Annotated in this window: 14 protein-coding genes; 3 read left to right on the top strand and 11 right to left on the bottom strand. The window is 42.9% G+C overall.

Annotated elements, in window-relative coordinates; translation table 11 throughout:
* Positions 1 to 11: 11 nt before the first annotated feature.
* The 11 genes from flgA to rimP form a co-directional block, all read right to left on the bottom strand.
* Positions 12 to 962 (bottom strand): flagellar basal body P-ring formation chaperone FlgA, encoded by a 951-nt coding sequence (gene flgA, locus EHR01_RS03135; protein WP_135693138.1) that lies wholly within the window; start codon positions 960 to 962, stop codon positions 12 to 14.
* On the bottom strand, positions 962 to 1,759 hold the full coding sequence (gene flgG / locus EHR01_RS03130; protein WP_100790205.1) for a flagellar basal-body rod protein FlgG: 798 nt from the start codon (positions 1,757 to 1,759) through the stop codon (positions 962 to 964). The genes flgA and flgG overlap by 1 nt, the downstream gene beginning before the upstream one ends.
* Positions 1,760 to 1,831: 72 nt before the next feature.
* Positions 1,832 to 2,275 (bottom strand): dUTP diphosphatase, encoded by a 444-nt coding sequence (gene dut / locus EHR01_RS03125; RefSeq protein WP_135693137.1) that lies wholly within the window; start codon positions 2,273 to 2,275, stop codon positions 1,832 to 1,834.
* Positions 2,276 to 2,416: 141 nt separating this feature from the next.
* The gene (locus EHR01_RS03120; protein WP_135693136.1) at positions 2,417 to 3,703 is read right to left on the bottom strand and encodes a M16 family metallopeptidase; all 1,287 of its coding nucleotides are present in this window, start codon (positions 3,701 to 3,703) and stop codon (positions 2,417 to 2,419) included.
* Between the two features lie 37 nt (positions 3,704 to 3,740).
* Positions 3,741 to 5,831: a polyribonucleotide nucleotidyltransferase gene (pnp, locus tag EHR01_RS03115; RefSeq protein WP_135693135.1), complete on the bottom strand. Its 2,091-nt coding sequence runs from the start codon at positions 5,829 to 5,831 to the stop codon at positions 3,741 to 3,743.
* Between the two features lie 5 nt (positions 5,832 to 5,836).
* Positions 5,837 to 6,103: a 30S ribosomal protein S15 gene (gene rpsO / locus EHR01_RS03110; protein ID WP_100742754.1), complete on the bottom strand. Its 267-nt coding sequence runs from the start codon at positions 6,101 to 6,103 to the stop codon at positions 5,837 to 5,839.
* 26 nt (positions 6,104 to 6,129) lie between these two features.
* Entirely contained in the window at positions 6,130 to 7,059 is a 930-nt protein-coding gene (gene truB / locus EHR01_RS03105; protein WP_135693134.1) for a tRNA pseudouridine(55) synthase TruB, read from the bottom strand.
* A 22-nt stretch (positions 7,060 to 7,081) separates the two neighbouring features.
* Positions 7,082 to 7,513 carry a 30S ribosome-binding factor RbfA gene (gene rbfA, locus EHR01_RS03100; RefSeq protein WP_135693133.1) on the bottom strand — a complete coding sequence of 144 codons (432 nt, stop codon included), beginning with the start codon at positions 7,511 to 7,513 and terminating at the stop codon, positions 7,082 to 7,084.
* 10 nt (positions 7,514 to 7,523) lie between these two features.
* Positions 7,524 to 10,268 carry a translation initiation factor IF-2 gene (gene infB, locus EHR01_RS03095; RefSeq protein WP_135693132.1) on the bottom strand — a complete coding sequence of 915 codons (2,745 nt, stop codon included), beginning with the start codon at positions 10,266 to 10,268 and terminating at the stop codon, positions 7,524 to 7,526.
* A gap of 15 nt (positions 10,269 to 10,283) precedes the next feature.
* Positions 10,284 to 11,681, bottom strand: a complete 1,398-nt coding sequence (gene nusA / locus EHR01_RS03090) for a transcription termination factor NusA (RefSeq protein ID WP_135693131.1) — start codon at positions 11,679 to 11,681, stop codon at positions 10,284 to 10,286.
* Positions 11,682 to 11,685: 4 nt separating this feature from the next.
* Entirely contained in the window at positions 11,686 to 12,174 is a 489-nt protein-coding gene (rimP, locus tag EHR01_RS03085; protein ID WP_135693130.1) for a ribosome maturation factor RimP, read from the bottom strand.
* Positions 12,175 to 12,306: 132 nt separating this feature from the next.
* Here rimP and EHR01_RS03080 point away from each other — a divergent pair, with 132 nt between their 5' ends.
* The 3 genes from EHR01_RS03080 to EHR01_RS03070 are packed head-to-tail and all read left to right on the top strand — an operon-like array spanning position 12,307 to position 15,516.
* Complete coding sequence (locus EHR01_RS03080; RefSeq protein ID WP_135693129.1) at positions 12,307 to 13,413, top strand: LIC_12708 family protein; 1,107 nt, start codon at positions 12,307 to 12,309, stop codon at positions 13,411 to 13,413.
* Positions 13,414 to 14,904 carry an NAD(P)H-hydrate epimerase gene (locus EHR01_RS03075; protein WP_135693128.1) on the top strand — a complete coding sequence of 497 codons (1,491 nt, stop codon included), beginning with the start codon at positions 13,414 to 13,416 and terminating at the stop codon, positions 14,902 to 14,904.
* Positions 14,905 to 15,516 (top strand): hypothetical protein, encoded by a 612-nt coding sequence (locus tag EHR01_RS03070; protein ID WP_135693127.1) that lies wholly within the window; start codon positions 14,905 to 14,907, stop codon positions 15,514 to 15,516.
* Positions 15,517 to 15,554 lie beyond the last annotated feature (38 nt).

The following is a 15,554-nucleotide window of genomic DNA, read 5'->3' as shown; positions in this document are numbered from 1 at the left end:
TCAGAATTCTCCTAAATTTCTTCCAGAAGGCAGATCCCTTCGTTTTGGACTCTAGCTTTTATGATTTTTTGGGAAGCTAGATTGAGAACAGGGATTTCATCCCCTTTGTTTCCCGATGCCAATGCCCTTGTTTTGATTTTTAAGAATAGATTTCCAGTTGTATACACAAGTTGAACCTCTTGTCCTCTTTCAATGGTATGTAAAGTTCTCACTTGTTTTTTTTCAATGGTCGCATCACTCAAGAGAGCATTCAGAGCCGTTTTCCCAACAGGACTTTCTTCCACATACTCGCGGTTATGATCAGCGGTAAAAAAAGAGCGAAGTTCTACATCTTCTTCTGTGAGCACAGTTTTTGCTGGGATTTCTTTTGTTGTAAAGTAAGCCTTTTTCTTTTCTTCAATCAAAAAAGGAACCGATTCCGAATGGATCATCTTCCCTTCAAAATAATAATCCAATGGGAAAAGCCTTTTCCCCCCGTGGAGGGTGCGACCCGTATTTCGCCAAACGAGTTTCGTTCCAGAGATCGTAAGGATAGAATCTTTTTCAGAACTCAACCGAAACAAATCTCCTTCTTCACCAATCGTCTGTTCTACGGATTCTTTCAGATCCTTCCAAAGAGAACGTTCCAATTCTTTTTTTGAAACTGTAGCGGTTTTCGGAAGTAAGATCCCCTCTTTTCCCATCACTTCAAAGGAAACAGATTCACCTGTTTCTTTTGTTTCTGAACTATAACGAGAATTTAAAACATCTACCAATTGTTCTGGTGTCAAAACTTTGGGTGATTGTAAATTTTGAAAAATGACTGGGTTCCAGTTTCCTTTCCAGTTGGTAAAATCAGAAAGACGGATCTCCCCTGCACCCACAATGGTTTTGGGTTTTAAGTAGAGTCGAAAGTCTTTCCCACTTGCCAAGGTGGGCAAAGTGAAACCTAAACTAAAAAGAAAAAGTACCCAAGGTTTCATTAACGTTTGAGTCCGATCGCCGTAGAAAGCATGTTATCCGAGGTTTGGATGGTTTTGGAATTGGATTCATAGGCCCTTTGTGCCACAATCATATTCACCATCTCTTCTACGATCTTTACGTTACTCATCTCTAAAAACCCTTGTAAAACACTTCCATATCCTTCTTGCGAAGGCATCCCTGGAATTTCAGGACCAGAAGCCACAGTTTCACGAAACAAGTTTTTCCCCACAGCCTGGAGACCTGCCGGGTTTACAAACCGGTAGAGTTCCAATTGGCCAATGGTGGTTGGTCGAATGTCGTTACCGATTTTTACGGTCACTTCCCCTTCTTCGGAAACCATTAGGGTATTGAGGATGGCATTTTCTGGTAGGATGATCGGTGGTTCGAGTAAGTAACCGTTAGAGGTCACCACTTGTTGGTTCGAATCAATTTTGAAAGATCCATCTCTTGAGTAAGAGAAAGTGCCATCGGGCATTTGGATTTTGAAAAAAGCCATCTCGCCGGTTAGAGCAAGGTCTAGTTTATTTCCTGTGGCTTGGAAAGATCCAATTTCGAATAACTTCTGTGTGGCGGCGACTTTCACACCATGACCCACATTCACTCCAGTAGGAATTTCGGAAACAGAGGTGGCTGGAGTTCCCGCAAGCACTTGGTGTTGGTACACTAAATCTTCGAAGTCCACACGATTCTTTTTAAAACCAGTGGTGTTTACGTTGGCAAGGTTATTGGCCACCGTATCAATATGGAATTGTTGGGCAATCATCCCGGTAGCACCGGTCCAAAGGGATCGCATCATAAAAAGGCACCTCTACAGCTTCCTATCGGTAGAGTTCAAAAAAAGCTAAGTGTCTTTTTTTCTAATTATGTCTTATTTTCCCGTACTCCCAAATCCACCGGCTCCCCTTTCTGTGGCGGAAAGTTCTGCCACAACTTGGATGGGAAGTTGGGCAACCGAGTGAAGCACCATTTGAGCCACCCGAGTTCCGGGCTCCAAAACAAAGTCGGTACCACTTAAGTTTAAAAGTGGGATGAGAATTTCTCCCCGATAATCAGAGTCGATGGTTCCGGGACTATTCGGCATCACAATCCGGTTTTTGGTAGAAAATCCACTCCTTGGTCGAATCTGGCCTTCATATCCTTCCGGAATGGCCATCGCAAGGCCTGTCGGAACAAAAACCACTTCGCCTTTGGGAAGGATGAGGTTATCAGAAAGGCAGGCCGACAAATCCATACCCGCTGCCCCTTGGGTTTTGTATTCTGGGATGACGGCTCCCTCTTTTAAAATCTGAATGTGAATTTCAGGTAATTTCATTTTGTCCTTTGTATGCGTCGTTTTCTGTCTATTAGTTCCAGGCTAGAAGGTTCTTGCGTAAGATTCCAATCTGCTTCGCATCTTCTTTGCAGAGTTTGTTTTTTAAAGTCTTCTTTCTATCTTCTTTCCGGCCTTGTTCACCTAACCACCAAACTGTACGGGGATTTTGGCAAACTGAGATTCTGACATATCTCCCACACAAGACAAATGCACTTTTTTTAGATCAAACAATTGTTTTGCGGTTTCATTGATTTCCTCTAAGGTCACCGACTTGATGGATTTCATTCGGTCTTCCAAAGAAAAATACTTACCATAATAAATTTCCTGGAGACCAATATTATTCATTCGGTTTTCAGGAAGTTCGTATCCGATGGCAATCGATCCCATTTGGTTAGATTTTGCATCGGCAAGTTCTGATTTGGAAAAACCATTTTTAGAAATACTTTCCAATTCCTTTAGAATGAGTTCCACACAACGCGCTGCCTTTTCTTTGGAAGTGGCAGAAGAGATGGAAAATAATCCCGTTGTTTTGTAATAGGAAGGAAAACTATAAATGCTATAACAAAGCCCTTCTTTTTCTCTGATGTTTTGGAAAAGACGAGATGCCATTCCCCCACCAAGGATTGTCGAGATGAGTTGGGTGACAGTCACTGTTCGGTAGTCCCTTTTGTTTCCATTCACACCAAGCATGATATGGAACTGTTCGATTTTACGACGCTCCAAATGCTTCGAATAACTTTTTTTAGGTGCTGGAATGATGAGCTCCGTCGGATTTTTACCTACAGGATTTTCAAAAGAAAAATATTTATTAGTTAGGTCCAAAATTTTTTCCCAAGTGAAATTTCCAGAAACGGAAATCACCATATTTTTAGGGAAATAATGTTTTTCAAAAAAACTGCGGATGGATTTTTCACTCACTCCAGTGACTGATATTTTAGTCCCAATGATATCACGGCCGTAAGGTGACTTTCCAAAGATATTACGAAAATAATAATCATAAACAAAGTCATCGGGAGCGTCTTCGTAAGAACGCATTTCTTCCATAATGACACCCTTTTCTGTATGGATGTCTTCTTTGCGAAAGAGAGGACGAAATAACATATCGGAAAGAATATCAAAAGCAAGTTCTGCTTGGTCTTTGATTGCGACCACGTAGTACTGTGTGTATTCACGACCAGTCGAACCATTTAGAATTCCACCGACTCGTTCAATCGACTCAGCAATTTCTTTACTCGTTCTACGTTCCGTATCCTTAAAGAGCATATGCTCTAAAAAGTGAAAGTATCCATGTTCGGAATTAGTTTCGGCAAGACTGCCTTGTTTCAAAAAAACACCCACCCCCATTGAGGATGCGTGTTTCATAGGTTGAAAGAGAACCGTTAACCCGTTGGGTAAAACGGTTCGTTTGCATTCGATGACGGATGCCATTGGTTTTACTCCCCCCAAACAGTCGTTTGGGGACTGTTTAGTTGTCTAAAAGGACATCCTTACGAGAAAGATCGATTTTTCCCATTTTATCAACGGAAATCACCTTTACCTGAATTTTGTCCCCTTCGGAAACAATATCACGAACCGATTGCACTCGTTTCACATCTAGTTTAGAGATATGGCAGAGTCCTTCTTTGCCTGGAAGGATTTCCACAAAAGCACCAAAGTCTGCAATTCGTTTGATGACACCATCGTAGATTTTTCCTACTTCGATTTCTTCAAAGATCCCATCAATCATGGCGATGGCTTTTGCTTTAGACTCTTCACTTGGTGAAGCAATGGTCACTTTACCTGTGTCATCCACAGAAATTTCTGATCCAGATTGTTCAATAATCGCACGGATCATTTTACCACCTGGGCCGATGAGTTCACCAATTCGATCTTTTGGAATTTGTTTTTGAGTGATGCGCGGTGCATTTTGGCTCAAATTACCTTTCACAGAAGAAATGGATTTATTCATCTCACCAAGGATATGGTCACGACCCACTTCTGCTTGTTCGATGGCTTTTTGTAAAACTTCCAAACCAAGTCCATTTACTTTTAGATCCATTTGGAAAGCAGTGATCCCTTTTTTGGTTCCTGCGAGTTTGAAATCCATATCTCCAAAATGATCTTCGATTCCGGCGATATCCGAAAGAACCGCAAATCGACCCTTTTCATCGCTGAAAAGACCCATCGCAATTCCTGATACAGGACCAGAAATCGGAACTCCACCAGCCATTAGTGCTAAGGTTCCCGAACAAACTGAAGCCATTGAGGACGATCCATTAGATTCTAAAATTTCAGAAACAAGTCGAATGACATAAGGAAAGTCTGTTTGAGTAGGCAGGACTTTTTTAATCGCACGTTCTGCTAGGTTTCCATGACCAATTTCACGTCGGCCAGGACCTGAGTTACGTCGCACCTCTCCCACAGAGAAAGCTGGGAAATTGTAGTGCAACATAAAGTTCTTCTCTTTGGAACCTTCCAAAGTTTCGTATCTTTGGTTGTCGGAAGTGGTTCCAAGAGTCATGACCCCAAGAGATTGGGTTTGTCCTCTGGTAAACACTGCCGAACCATGAGGTCCAGGAAGCACATCAATCTCACAAGAAATTTGACGAATTTCGTTGGTTTTACGACCGTCAAAACGAATTCCTTCGCCTAGCACGAGTTCGCGGACCACTTCGTATTCTAATTCATGTAAAAAATGTTTGATATCTTTTGATTTGTCTTCGGGAGCGAGTAGAGTTTTAAAATGTTCTACTGTTTCTTTGTTAATTGCTTTGATGTCATCGTTACGTTTTGCTTTGTCTGCATTTTTGTTAGCAACAGTCAAACGGTCGAATGCGAACTCACGAATTTTTGCATGGAGTTCTTTGTCAGGAGCTTTTAAAACAACTTCCTTTTTGACAGTTCCATTTTTCTTAGCCAACTCTTCTTGCATTGCCACAGCCACTTTCAACTGTTCTTGGGCAAAACGAAGTGCTGCCATCATATCTTCTTTGGAGATTTCGTTTGCTTCCCCTTCGATCATGACGATGGCATCTTTTGTTCCCGCAACTACCAAATCCAAATCGGATTTTGTAATTTCTTCGTTGGTTGGGTTTAAGATAAACTCTCCACCGATACGACCGATACGAGCACCAGCAATGGGACCCGCAAAAGGAATCGATGATACAGAAAGTGCCGCCGAAGCTGCGTTGATCGCATGGCCTTGGACAGAAACTTGTTTGTCTGCTGATAATACTTGTATGAGAAGTTGTACTTCCGAGAAGTAACCTTCAGGGAACATTGGGCGAATCGGACGATCTAAAATTCTAGAAAGGAGAACTTCATGTTCTGCCGGTTTTGCTTCTCGTTTGAAGTAACCGCCTGGAAAACGACCTACTGAGTAAGCTTTCTCCGTGTATTCGCAAGTGAGAGGGAAAAAATCTTGTCCTTCTTTTGGTTCGTCAGCTGCACAAACAGTCGCAAGCAAGACCAAATTTCCGGTTTTGTATACAACCGACCCGTGAGCTTGTTTCGCCCACTTGCCGGTCTCAATGGTGATAGAGTCTCTACCCCAAGAACCAGTGAACTCTGTAGCCATAGGAATTACTTCCTAAGGCCGAGTTTTTCAATCAGCTTTTTATAACTTTCTACGTTGGACTTTTTCAAATATTCCAACAAACTCTTTCTCTGGTTCACCATTGCGATTAGACCGCGGCGAGAGTGAAAGTCCTTCTTATTCGCTTTGAAATGCTCAGTAAGGTCTTTGATTCGAGAGTCGAGAAGAGCGATTTGTACTTCTGCAGAACCTGTGTCGTTTGGTTTGCTACCGAATGTAGCAATGATCTGCTGTTTTTGTTCTTTTGTGATCATACTGGTGTCCAGATTTTAATACGGACTCATTTAGAAAACATAATTTTTGCAGCAGGGTCAAAAAATACTTTTCTGTACCGGTAAGGAATGTGGTCCGGTTTCCCTTGGTAATCACACCAAGCAAGGATGGTATCCTCGTCTGCGTCGAGAATGTAAAACCCGTTTTCGACGGGCTTCGGGAGTTTGTCCCAGATGTATCCCCCGTGGATGACGGCTTTTTTCTCTGCCTCGTCCACAATGCGGGTGGGAAGTGGGAATACTTCTTTCCAATTTCTGAGGTCATGGGGGGAAATTTGGTCCAGAGTTTTCACATCTTTCAAATCGTAATCCCCAATGGATTCACGGACCAGTCTTTGTAGGGACAGTGGGATTCCCCACTTCTCCGAAAGGTCGAGGATGATTTTCCGAATGTAGGTTCCAGAACTTACATGTATTCGAAAGGAAAAACCTAATTTGGTCTTTTGGATGTCTGCCACTTGGTAGATCGAGATTTGCCTTTCTTTTTCTTCAACCACCGAACCTTCCCGGACTAAATCCGACTGGCGTTTTCCTCCCACTTTCAGGGCAGAAATTTTCGGTGCTTTTTGCGAGGTGAGAGCGGTGAGTCGATTCAGTTCCTCTTCTAGACGACTAATCGGAAATTCGGATTCAAAACGAGGTAGGATCGTCTCCCTTTCATCCACTTCCACCACCCCATCTGAATCTCCCGAATCGGTTTTTAAACCCACAGTCACTTCAGCAAAATAAGATTTATCTTTTCCTAAAAATACTTGGGAAAAGGCAGTGTAGTCCCCACAAGGTAAAATGAGTAAACCTTCGGCAAACCGGTCCAAGGTTCCTGTATGTCCCACGGATTTTTGACTTAACAATCGTTTGGTTTTCAATACTAAATCGGAACTTGTGATCCCAGGTGGTTTGTAGACAAATAAAAATCCAGAACGATAAGGTTTCGACATAGGAATATCCACCTATACAATGTTACTTGCTATTTGGATTTGATTCTGAATCCTCTTCAGAACCAGTATCTTCTACCGATTCCTCCGGATGAAGTTCTTCAAATAAAGTTTTGGGAGCGGATTCATCAATGAGACGATTCACTTCTAAACTTTTGATGTAGTTATTGTCCCAGACAAATGTAAATCTTGGGTTGGTGTGAAGGTGAAGATTTTTTCCCACAAGAGAGGAAAGAAAACCAGCACAAGAAACTAGTCCCTGTGTGAGTTTTTTTCTTTCGTTGTTATTACAAAGAGCAGTGAAATACACTTTTGCATATTGCAAATCTTCGCTGATCTCAATCCGATGGAAACTCGGTAAAAAGACCCGAGGGTCCTTTACCTTGCCTTCCAAAATGGCTGTGGAGATAAGGCGAATGATCTCCGATTCGAGTTTTTTCATTCGAATGGGATTCATTTACGTTACCTTACAGTTTACGAGCAATCTCTCGGATCTCGTAAGCTTCGATTTCATCACCCACTGAGAAGTCATTGAACCCATCAAGTAAGATACCACACTCAAATCCAGTCAGAACATCAGCCACATCGTCTTTCATACGTTTGAGGTTTTTGATCTTCCCTTCCCAAGTGATTTCACCAGACTCGCTCGAGATGACCCGAACATAAGCTTGTTTTGTGACCTTACCAGATTTCACCATACAACCTGCGATGTTACCGACTTTAGAAATTTTGAATACGTCTCGGATTTCTACCTTACCAATTACGTTTTCTACTTTTTCAGGTTCGAGCATTCCTTCCATGGAAGCTTTCACTTCGTTTACCACATCATAGATGATACTGTAGTATTTGATTTCTACTTTTTCTTTCTCTGCAAGTGAAACTGTTTTTGGATTCGCACGAGTATGGAAACCAATTACGATGGCGTTCGAAGCCGATGCCAAAATGATATCGGAATCAACAATGGCTCCCGTTCCTGCATGGATTACATTGAGACGAACATCAGCAGTCGAAAGTTTTTCGAGTGCTTCTTTAACTGCCTCAGTTGATCCACGAACGTCCGCTTTGATGATGACTTTGAGTTCTTTGAGAGCACCTTGTTTGATGATCTCACTCATGTTGTCGAGTGTGACACGAGTGGCCGCATTTTTCGATTGGCCTAGTCTCTCATAATCTTGACGGCTATGAGAAATACTTCTCGCTTCTTTGTCATCAATCACCACATCAAATGGCGCCCCTGCATCTGGAACCCCATCGAGACCTGTCACAAGGGCAGGAAAGGATGGACCCGCTTCACGGATGGAATGACCAAGATCGTCATACATAGCTCGCACACGACCTGCATGAACTCCCGCAACAAAGGCATCTCCCACACGAAGAGTTCCGTTTTGGATGAGAACGGTTGCCACAGCACCACGACCCGGATCGAGTTTTGCTTCGACAATGGTTCCTTTTGCTTTTCGTTTTGGATTGGCTTTGTGATCAAGAAGTTCTGCTTGGATGAGAAGCATCTCGAGTAGTTTATCAATACCAATATTATTTTTAGCAGAAATATCACAGAAGATGGTTGTTCCACCCCATTCTTCTGGTTGTAAGCCGTAGTTAGAAAGTTCTTGTCTCACCTTTTCTGGGTTCGCTGCTGGTAGATCAATTTTGTTTACCGCAACAATGATAGGAACTTCTGCTTCTTTGGCGTGGTTGATGGCTTCAATCGTTTGAGGCATCACCCCGTCGTCGGCTGCAACAACTAACACAACAATGTCGGTTACGGAAGCACCACGTGCTCTCATGGAAGTGAAGGCTTCGTGACCCGGAGTATCGAGGAAGGCAATTTTTCCACGATTGGTTTCTACTTGGTAGGCACCAATGTGCTGAGTGATTCCACCCGATTCCCCTTCTGCCACTCGAGACGAACGAATGGTATCAAGAAGTTTTGTTTTACCATGGTCAACGTGACCCATGATAGTCACCACTGGAGGACGTGTGATGTAGTCTTCCGGAGCATCCTTCTCTTCTTCGATGACAGTTTCATCATAAAGGGAAACAATTTTCACCTTACAACCATAATCATCTGCGAGGATGGATGCCGTTTCGGCATCGATCACATTGTTGATGGTCACCATCATCCCCATTTTCATGAGTTTACTGATGACTTCACCTGGTTTTAAATTCAGTTTTTTGGCAATTTCACCCACTTGGATGTTTTCCAAAATGGAGATTTCTTTAGGAACTGCTGCTAAAGCGGCAGCCTGTGCCTTTTGTTTGCGGAAAGATTGTTTGAAAAACTTAGTGTTTTCGTTTTCTTCTCTACCGCCCTTTTCTTTATCGAATACTTTCTTTTTAGCGCCACTGGCACCGCCAGCGCCAGCACCTGGAATTCCGCCCGGTGCACCGAACGGAGTATCGCCAGGAGGTCTACCCGCACCAGGTCCACCTTGGCCAATTGGTCTTGCTCCACGATTTCCTTGGTAACCACCACCTGGTCCACCTTGTCCGGGGCCACGATTCCCTTGGTAACCACCACCCTGTCCAGGGCCACGATTCCCTTGGTAACCACCGCCACCTTGTCCAGGTCCGCGATTCCCTTGGTAACCGCCACCTTGTCCAGGCCCACGATTCCCTTGGTAACCACCGCCACCTTGTCCAGGTCCACGATTCCCTTGGTAACCGCCACCACCTTGTCCAGGTCCGCGATTTCCTTGGTAACCACCGCCACCGCCGCCTTGTCCATCTTGCCTTTGCGGGCGAGGAGTAGTCGGTCTTGAAACAATAGGGTTTCGATCTTCTTTTCTAAAATAACCTTGGTTTCCTCCTCCCTGGCCTTGGCCACCACCGGAACGGTAGTTAGGAGAAGAAGTATCACCAGAAAGGATGGACTCGGGTTTACGATCCATCGGAGGTCTTTCTCGTTCTGGTTGTGGTTCCGGTTTTCTTTCTGGCCGGGACACAATGGGTGATGCTTGGGAAGGAGCTTGTGGACCGGATCCGAGTCCCTGTCTTTTGGCTTCCTCACGAATGAGTTCATTCAAATCCTTTTTTTTGTCCGAAGCGGATGCAGAAGGTTTTACTTCAGGTGCTGCGCTTTGAGGACTCGCACTGGATTCTTTTTTCTCATCTGCAGGTGCCGCTTTTTTCTTGATGACAAGTTTCTTCTTGGTTTTGTCACCACTGGCTCCCTGCTGGAGGGTTTCTTTTATCGATTTTTGCTCTTCCATAGTATGCCTTAAAACTTAACCCTCTTCTACCCATTCGATAGATTCACGGAGCAGACGTAAAATTTGTTCTGCTGTCGTTTTCCCGATTCCGGAAATTTTCGAAAGTTCCTCTTGGCTGAACTCGAGAAGGGTTTCCACGTTTTTGATCCCGCCGGCTTCGAGAAGGCCAACGATCCTTGGAGTGAGACCAGGAACTTCGGAAAGCGGAGTGTATCCGGAATCCTCTTCTTCCTCGTCTGCACCTTCGTTATATTGGTCTTCCGATTCTTCCATTGCTTCTTGTTGGGCATTGAAGAGTCGATCCAGTTTTTCACGAGCTTCCGGCGAAGCCAGTTCCTGATTGTATTGGGATACAGTTTTGATGTCGATTTTGAAACCGGAAAGTTGAGATACCAATTTTACATTGGACCCATTGATTCCGATGGCAAGAGAAAGAGATTCATCGGGTACGATGACAAGAGCATCTCCTCTTTTTCTATCCACATGCACTTCTACTGGTTTTGCAGGAGAAATGGCATTGGCGATAAATACACTTGGTTCATCTGAGTGAAGGACAATGTCGATCCTTTCGTTTCCAAGTTCACGAACGATGGCTTGGATCCGAACACCCTTCATCCCTACGCAGGCTCCCACAGGATCTACGTCAGACTTACTAGTGGTGACAACCACCTTCGTTCTGTAAGACGGAATGCGGGCAACATCTCGGATTTCCACGATGCCATCATACACTTCTGGAATTTCCATTTCGAAGAGTTTTTTCACAAAGTCACCCGAAGCACGAGAGAGTGTGATGACAGGCATTGGTTCGCGAGGTCTTAGTTCCACACGAGAAATGATAGCTTTCAGACGATCTCCTTGGCGGTATTTTTCGCCAGGGTTTTGGTCCTTTTTCAGCATGATCCCTTCTACCTTACCAAGGTCGATGGACATGATGTCTTTTTTCCAACGTTGGAAATACCCGTGAGTGAGTTCCCCTTCTTTGGATTTATACTCTTGGTAGAGTAAATCCTTTTCCATATCGCGGAGGCGTTGGAAAACCATTTGTTTGGCTTGGCTTGAGAGAACTCGTGACAAGTCTTGTGGTTTTTCAAACACTCGTAGTTGGGTTCCCACTTTGGCAGCAGGATCCAATTTAGTTGCCTCTTCTAAAGAGATCTCTAGAGGGTTTGTTGTTTTCTCTTCTACCACGTCCCGTAAGACGGAGATGATGATTTCGTTTTTGTTGTCCGACCCAAAGTCTACTTGGCAACGGTCGTCAGTTTCAGCTTCTAAACCGACTTTTTTGCGATAGGCGGCGAGAAGGGAGTCGCGGATGACACCGAGTACGAGTTCTCTATCAAGAGATTTATCCTGACAGAATTGTTGGATGGCTTCGAATAGCCCAGTTTCTTTCGTTGCTTGTTTTGTCGCCATAGTCTTAAATTTCTAAATACAAATTTCCCTTTCGTATTTCTGCGATGGGCATCAATACCGATTTTTGGTTCTTTTTGTGTCGAGTTTTACGATCGTAAAGCGTAAGCTCAACAGAATCCCCCGAAACCGGTCCCAAACGATACAATCGTTTGTCCCATTTCCCTGCTTCCAGCGGTACTTCTAGTTTTACTAAAAGTCCTTGGAAACGACTTAAATCCTCCGGCAGACGCAAAACACGTTCTGCTCCCGCGGAGGAGACTTGGAGAGTGAAATCAAATTCCTCTCCCCATAAATCCAGCTCCTCTTTGAGTCTCCTAGACACAGTCTCACAGTCTTCTAAACTAGCGGAGCCAGTTTTGTCTGTGAGATGATCCAGTTCTATCTCAATGAGGGCGTGGTTTTTCCGATTCTGTACTTGGAGCGAAAAAAGCGCTAGAGGTGGAGCGAGAACACGTAAAATAAGTTCTCTGATGTTTTCCTCGGTATATACCAAACCATTTCCAAAAGATTCCCAAAGGAATCTGTATAAGAGACCCAGCTCATGCTAAAATTTAACATGTCTACTGTCAAGCTAGGAAAAGCGAGTTGTCCTGTAAATAAAAAATTAGGGAATGGATGTTGCACCATGCGAACCCTTTATCTCTTCCTCACCCTCTCTTTTTTCGTTTCCTGCCTTCGTTTCCGAGTGGAAAACTTAAAAGAAGAAATCCTATTCCGCATCCCATTGGGACAAACAAATGAGAGTTTCGAAGGTGTTGTGGTGAACCAAGTACTCACCAACGTTCCTCTAACCATCCCCAACTCCTCCAATATTAGCGCAATGGCAGATAATAAACAAGCCGTAATCAAACTTTTTGATAGAAATGGAAGGCTTGATGCCACTCTTGGAAACCCTGATTTCAAACCCAATTCAGGAATCCCTCATTATCCGTTCCGATTTGGTGGGATTGGGATTGTGGCAATGAACGAAGATGGGGACCTGATTGTACAAAATCGAATTTCTTCCAAAGGAATGGAACTCCCCCCAGGTGGAGAAAATTTGTATAAAACATACAGTGGAGCTTTTTCCACCCAAGGAACAACAGTACTTCCTTCCTTTCTTGTCCAAATTTCGCAAAAAGGTGTCGTGAAATTTATGTTAGGGGCATCGGGCAAAAATACAGAACCCTTCCGTTACATTGAATTCATTCTCCCCGGCGAAGGCGAAAAGTTATTCGTTTACCACCGTATAGCAGAAGAAATGCGACTTTCTTATTTTGAAGAAGGAGAACTCAAAGGGAACTTAAAAGAATCAGGTCTTGATGTGTTTGCGAGTAACGATGCCAAAGAATATGACATCACCCTCGATAAACTCCTCCCTCACCCAGAAGGAGAGTATGTTCTCGGATCTTTTAGTTATTATTCCAAAAAAGACAAACGGTTTAAGTTCCGAAGGATATTTCGGTTTGTATTTGATTCGAAAAGTTCTGAATTTTTAAAAGAAATCCAAGACCCATCTGAGATTTTATTTTCCATTCGTAATAACGGTGAGTTTTATATTTGGGAAACAGAAGATGGTGGAAATGCCGCAAGACTCCAAGTCCATGACAAAGAAGGAAACCATATCAATAACAAACGAATTCCCTTTTCTAGTCCACGTGGGCAATGGCGAGAAACCTATACAGATGCTTTTGATAATATTTATTCGGTTCGGATTCGTGCAGGGGCTTTAGAAGTCTATCGTTGGATCTAAATGAAACACCAACCATTATTCACAAATAAAGAATCCAAAAGTTTAGATTCACTCACAACAAAAGAATTAGGGTTTAAGGAAGAGACCCTAATGGGAATGGCTGCCCTTTCGGTTTTCCATGCCAATGAAGATTTATGGAAAACAGCAGAATCCATTTGGATTCTTTGTGGAACTGGAGGAAATGGTGGAGATGGGTATGCCCTTGCCCATATCCTTTACCAAGAAGGTTTTCCCGTTCGCTGTTTTTCCAAAGCACCAAACAAATCAGAGGCGGGAAAGTTCTATGAGGCATTGGTTTCCAAAACACTTGGTGCCACGAGTACCTTAGAAGATTTTTACAACGAATGGGAAGAGGCAAAAGAAGATTCCGTCCTTCTTGTGGATGCCCTTCTGGGAACAGGATTTCAAGGGAAACTTTCCGAAGAACTAGTGGAACTCATTGAAACCATCAATGACTCCGAGGTATTTTTTTACAGGTTGTCGCTTGATACAGCGAGTGGATGGGATCCAAACTCTCTTGGAAAACCAGGGGAAACGAATGTATTTGTTTATGCGGATTCCATTGAAGAACTTGGGACAAGGAAATGGGAGAACGTAGGGTTTATTTATGAAAAAGATTCTATCATTCCTAGATATTACGAATCCATTGGGTTTCCCATCAAAACCCACCTAAACAAAGTTACTTTTTCGAATCGTTATTATTTAGAACCGAACCCAGAATCGGCAGTCCAAGCCCTAAAAAGAAAAAACAAGGACCATAAATACAGTGCTGGTTCTGCCATTTTTTATGGTGGAGAAACCGGAATGGAAGGTGCCATTTTACTTTCTGAAAATGCCTTTTCAAGACTCGGTGGAGGGATTAGTAAAATATTTTCCCCTTCTCCACAAATCAGCTCCTTTGTTTTAAAAGACGATCTTTCCAAAATGACAAAATCTTCTTCCTTTCCTGATATCACAAGTGATCCCTTTTTTATCAAAACAAAAACTCTGGTTGTAGGACCCGGGCTCACAAAGTTTCCGAAAGATTTGGAAGGATGGACTCTGCCTGATGATAAAAAACTGATTTTGGATGCTGGAGCCATTCCTAGTTTTGGAACCAAACTTCCCCAAGGGAATCAAATCCTACTCACTCCTCATGTAGGAGAACTGAATCGAATGACTGGCAAAACCCATAATTCTGTCCAAGCCGCTTACGATACGTTAATCGATTTTTGCCCACAAAACAATGTATATGTGTTACTCAAATCCTTTGTAAGCCTTCTTGTTTGCCCCGATGGTTCCTCTTATATTTGGGAGTCACCCAATCCCAAACTTGCCACGATGGGAACGGGAGATTTATTATCAGGAATTTTGGCAAGGTATCTCAGTTTGGATTTTGACATTCCCGACTCCGTGCACTTGGCACTTTCCTTTTTGGACCATTCCAAACAGTTGGAAGAACCTTATCCTTCTGCCCACCAAATTCTAAAGTCTCTTGTGGAGTTAGTGTAAATGGGAAAAGGATACCATTCTCGTTCACCGGAAGAATTTAGAGAATACCTAAAACAAATTGGTGATAAAAACAAAAAAACAAGATGGAGACAGATTGTCCTTCTCATTGATTTGGTTTTGGTTGTTTTGATTTTTTACATAGGGTTTCGAGCTTTAAATCCAGGAAGTTTCCAAAACAGAACTCAGTCCGACAAACAGGTTGTAGACGGCTACCCAACGTATTTAAGTCTTTCCCGTGAAGAGGATGAAAAGTTCCAAGGTTATTTTTTATTCATCGAAAATAATACAAAAAACCAAATCCAATTTCCAAACCCCAAGTGGAAATCAGAATTTCGAATCAAAACAAAACAAGGGGTTTTGTGTTTCCAAGAAGAAATCTTTTGGGAAAATCGAACCATTCCCCCCAATGCCAATGGTTTTTTATACCATTCTGTTTCCAAAGAAAAATGGAAGTCCCTTGTATCTGATTGCCGCAAAGAAATTTTTGATGAAGAAGCTTCCATATTTCGTTCTAAGTTTCGCTCTTTGGATTTAGGTTTTTATTCACAAGTGCTAATCCATTCTGAGGACAGAACCTATACGTTTCAAATCAAACAAAAGCCTTATCGGTGAAAATGAAATATATGAATCTCAAGTTGTTCTTAAGGAAC

The organism is Leptospira mtsangambouensis (genome assembly GCF_004770475.1).
In the GTDB taxonomy this organism is placed as follows: Bacteria; Spirochaetota; Leptospiria; order Leptospirales; family Leptospiraceae; genus Leptospira_A; species Leptospira_A mtsangambouensis.
This window is presented reverse-complemented; position numbering and strand designations above follow the sequence as displayed.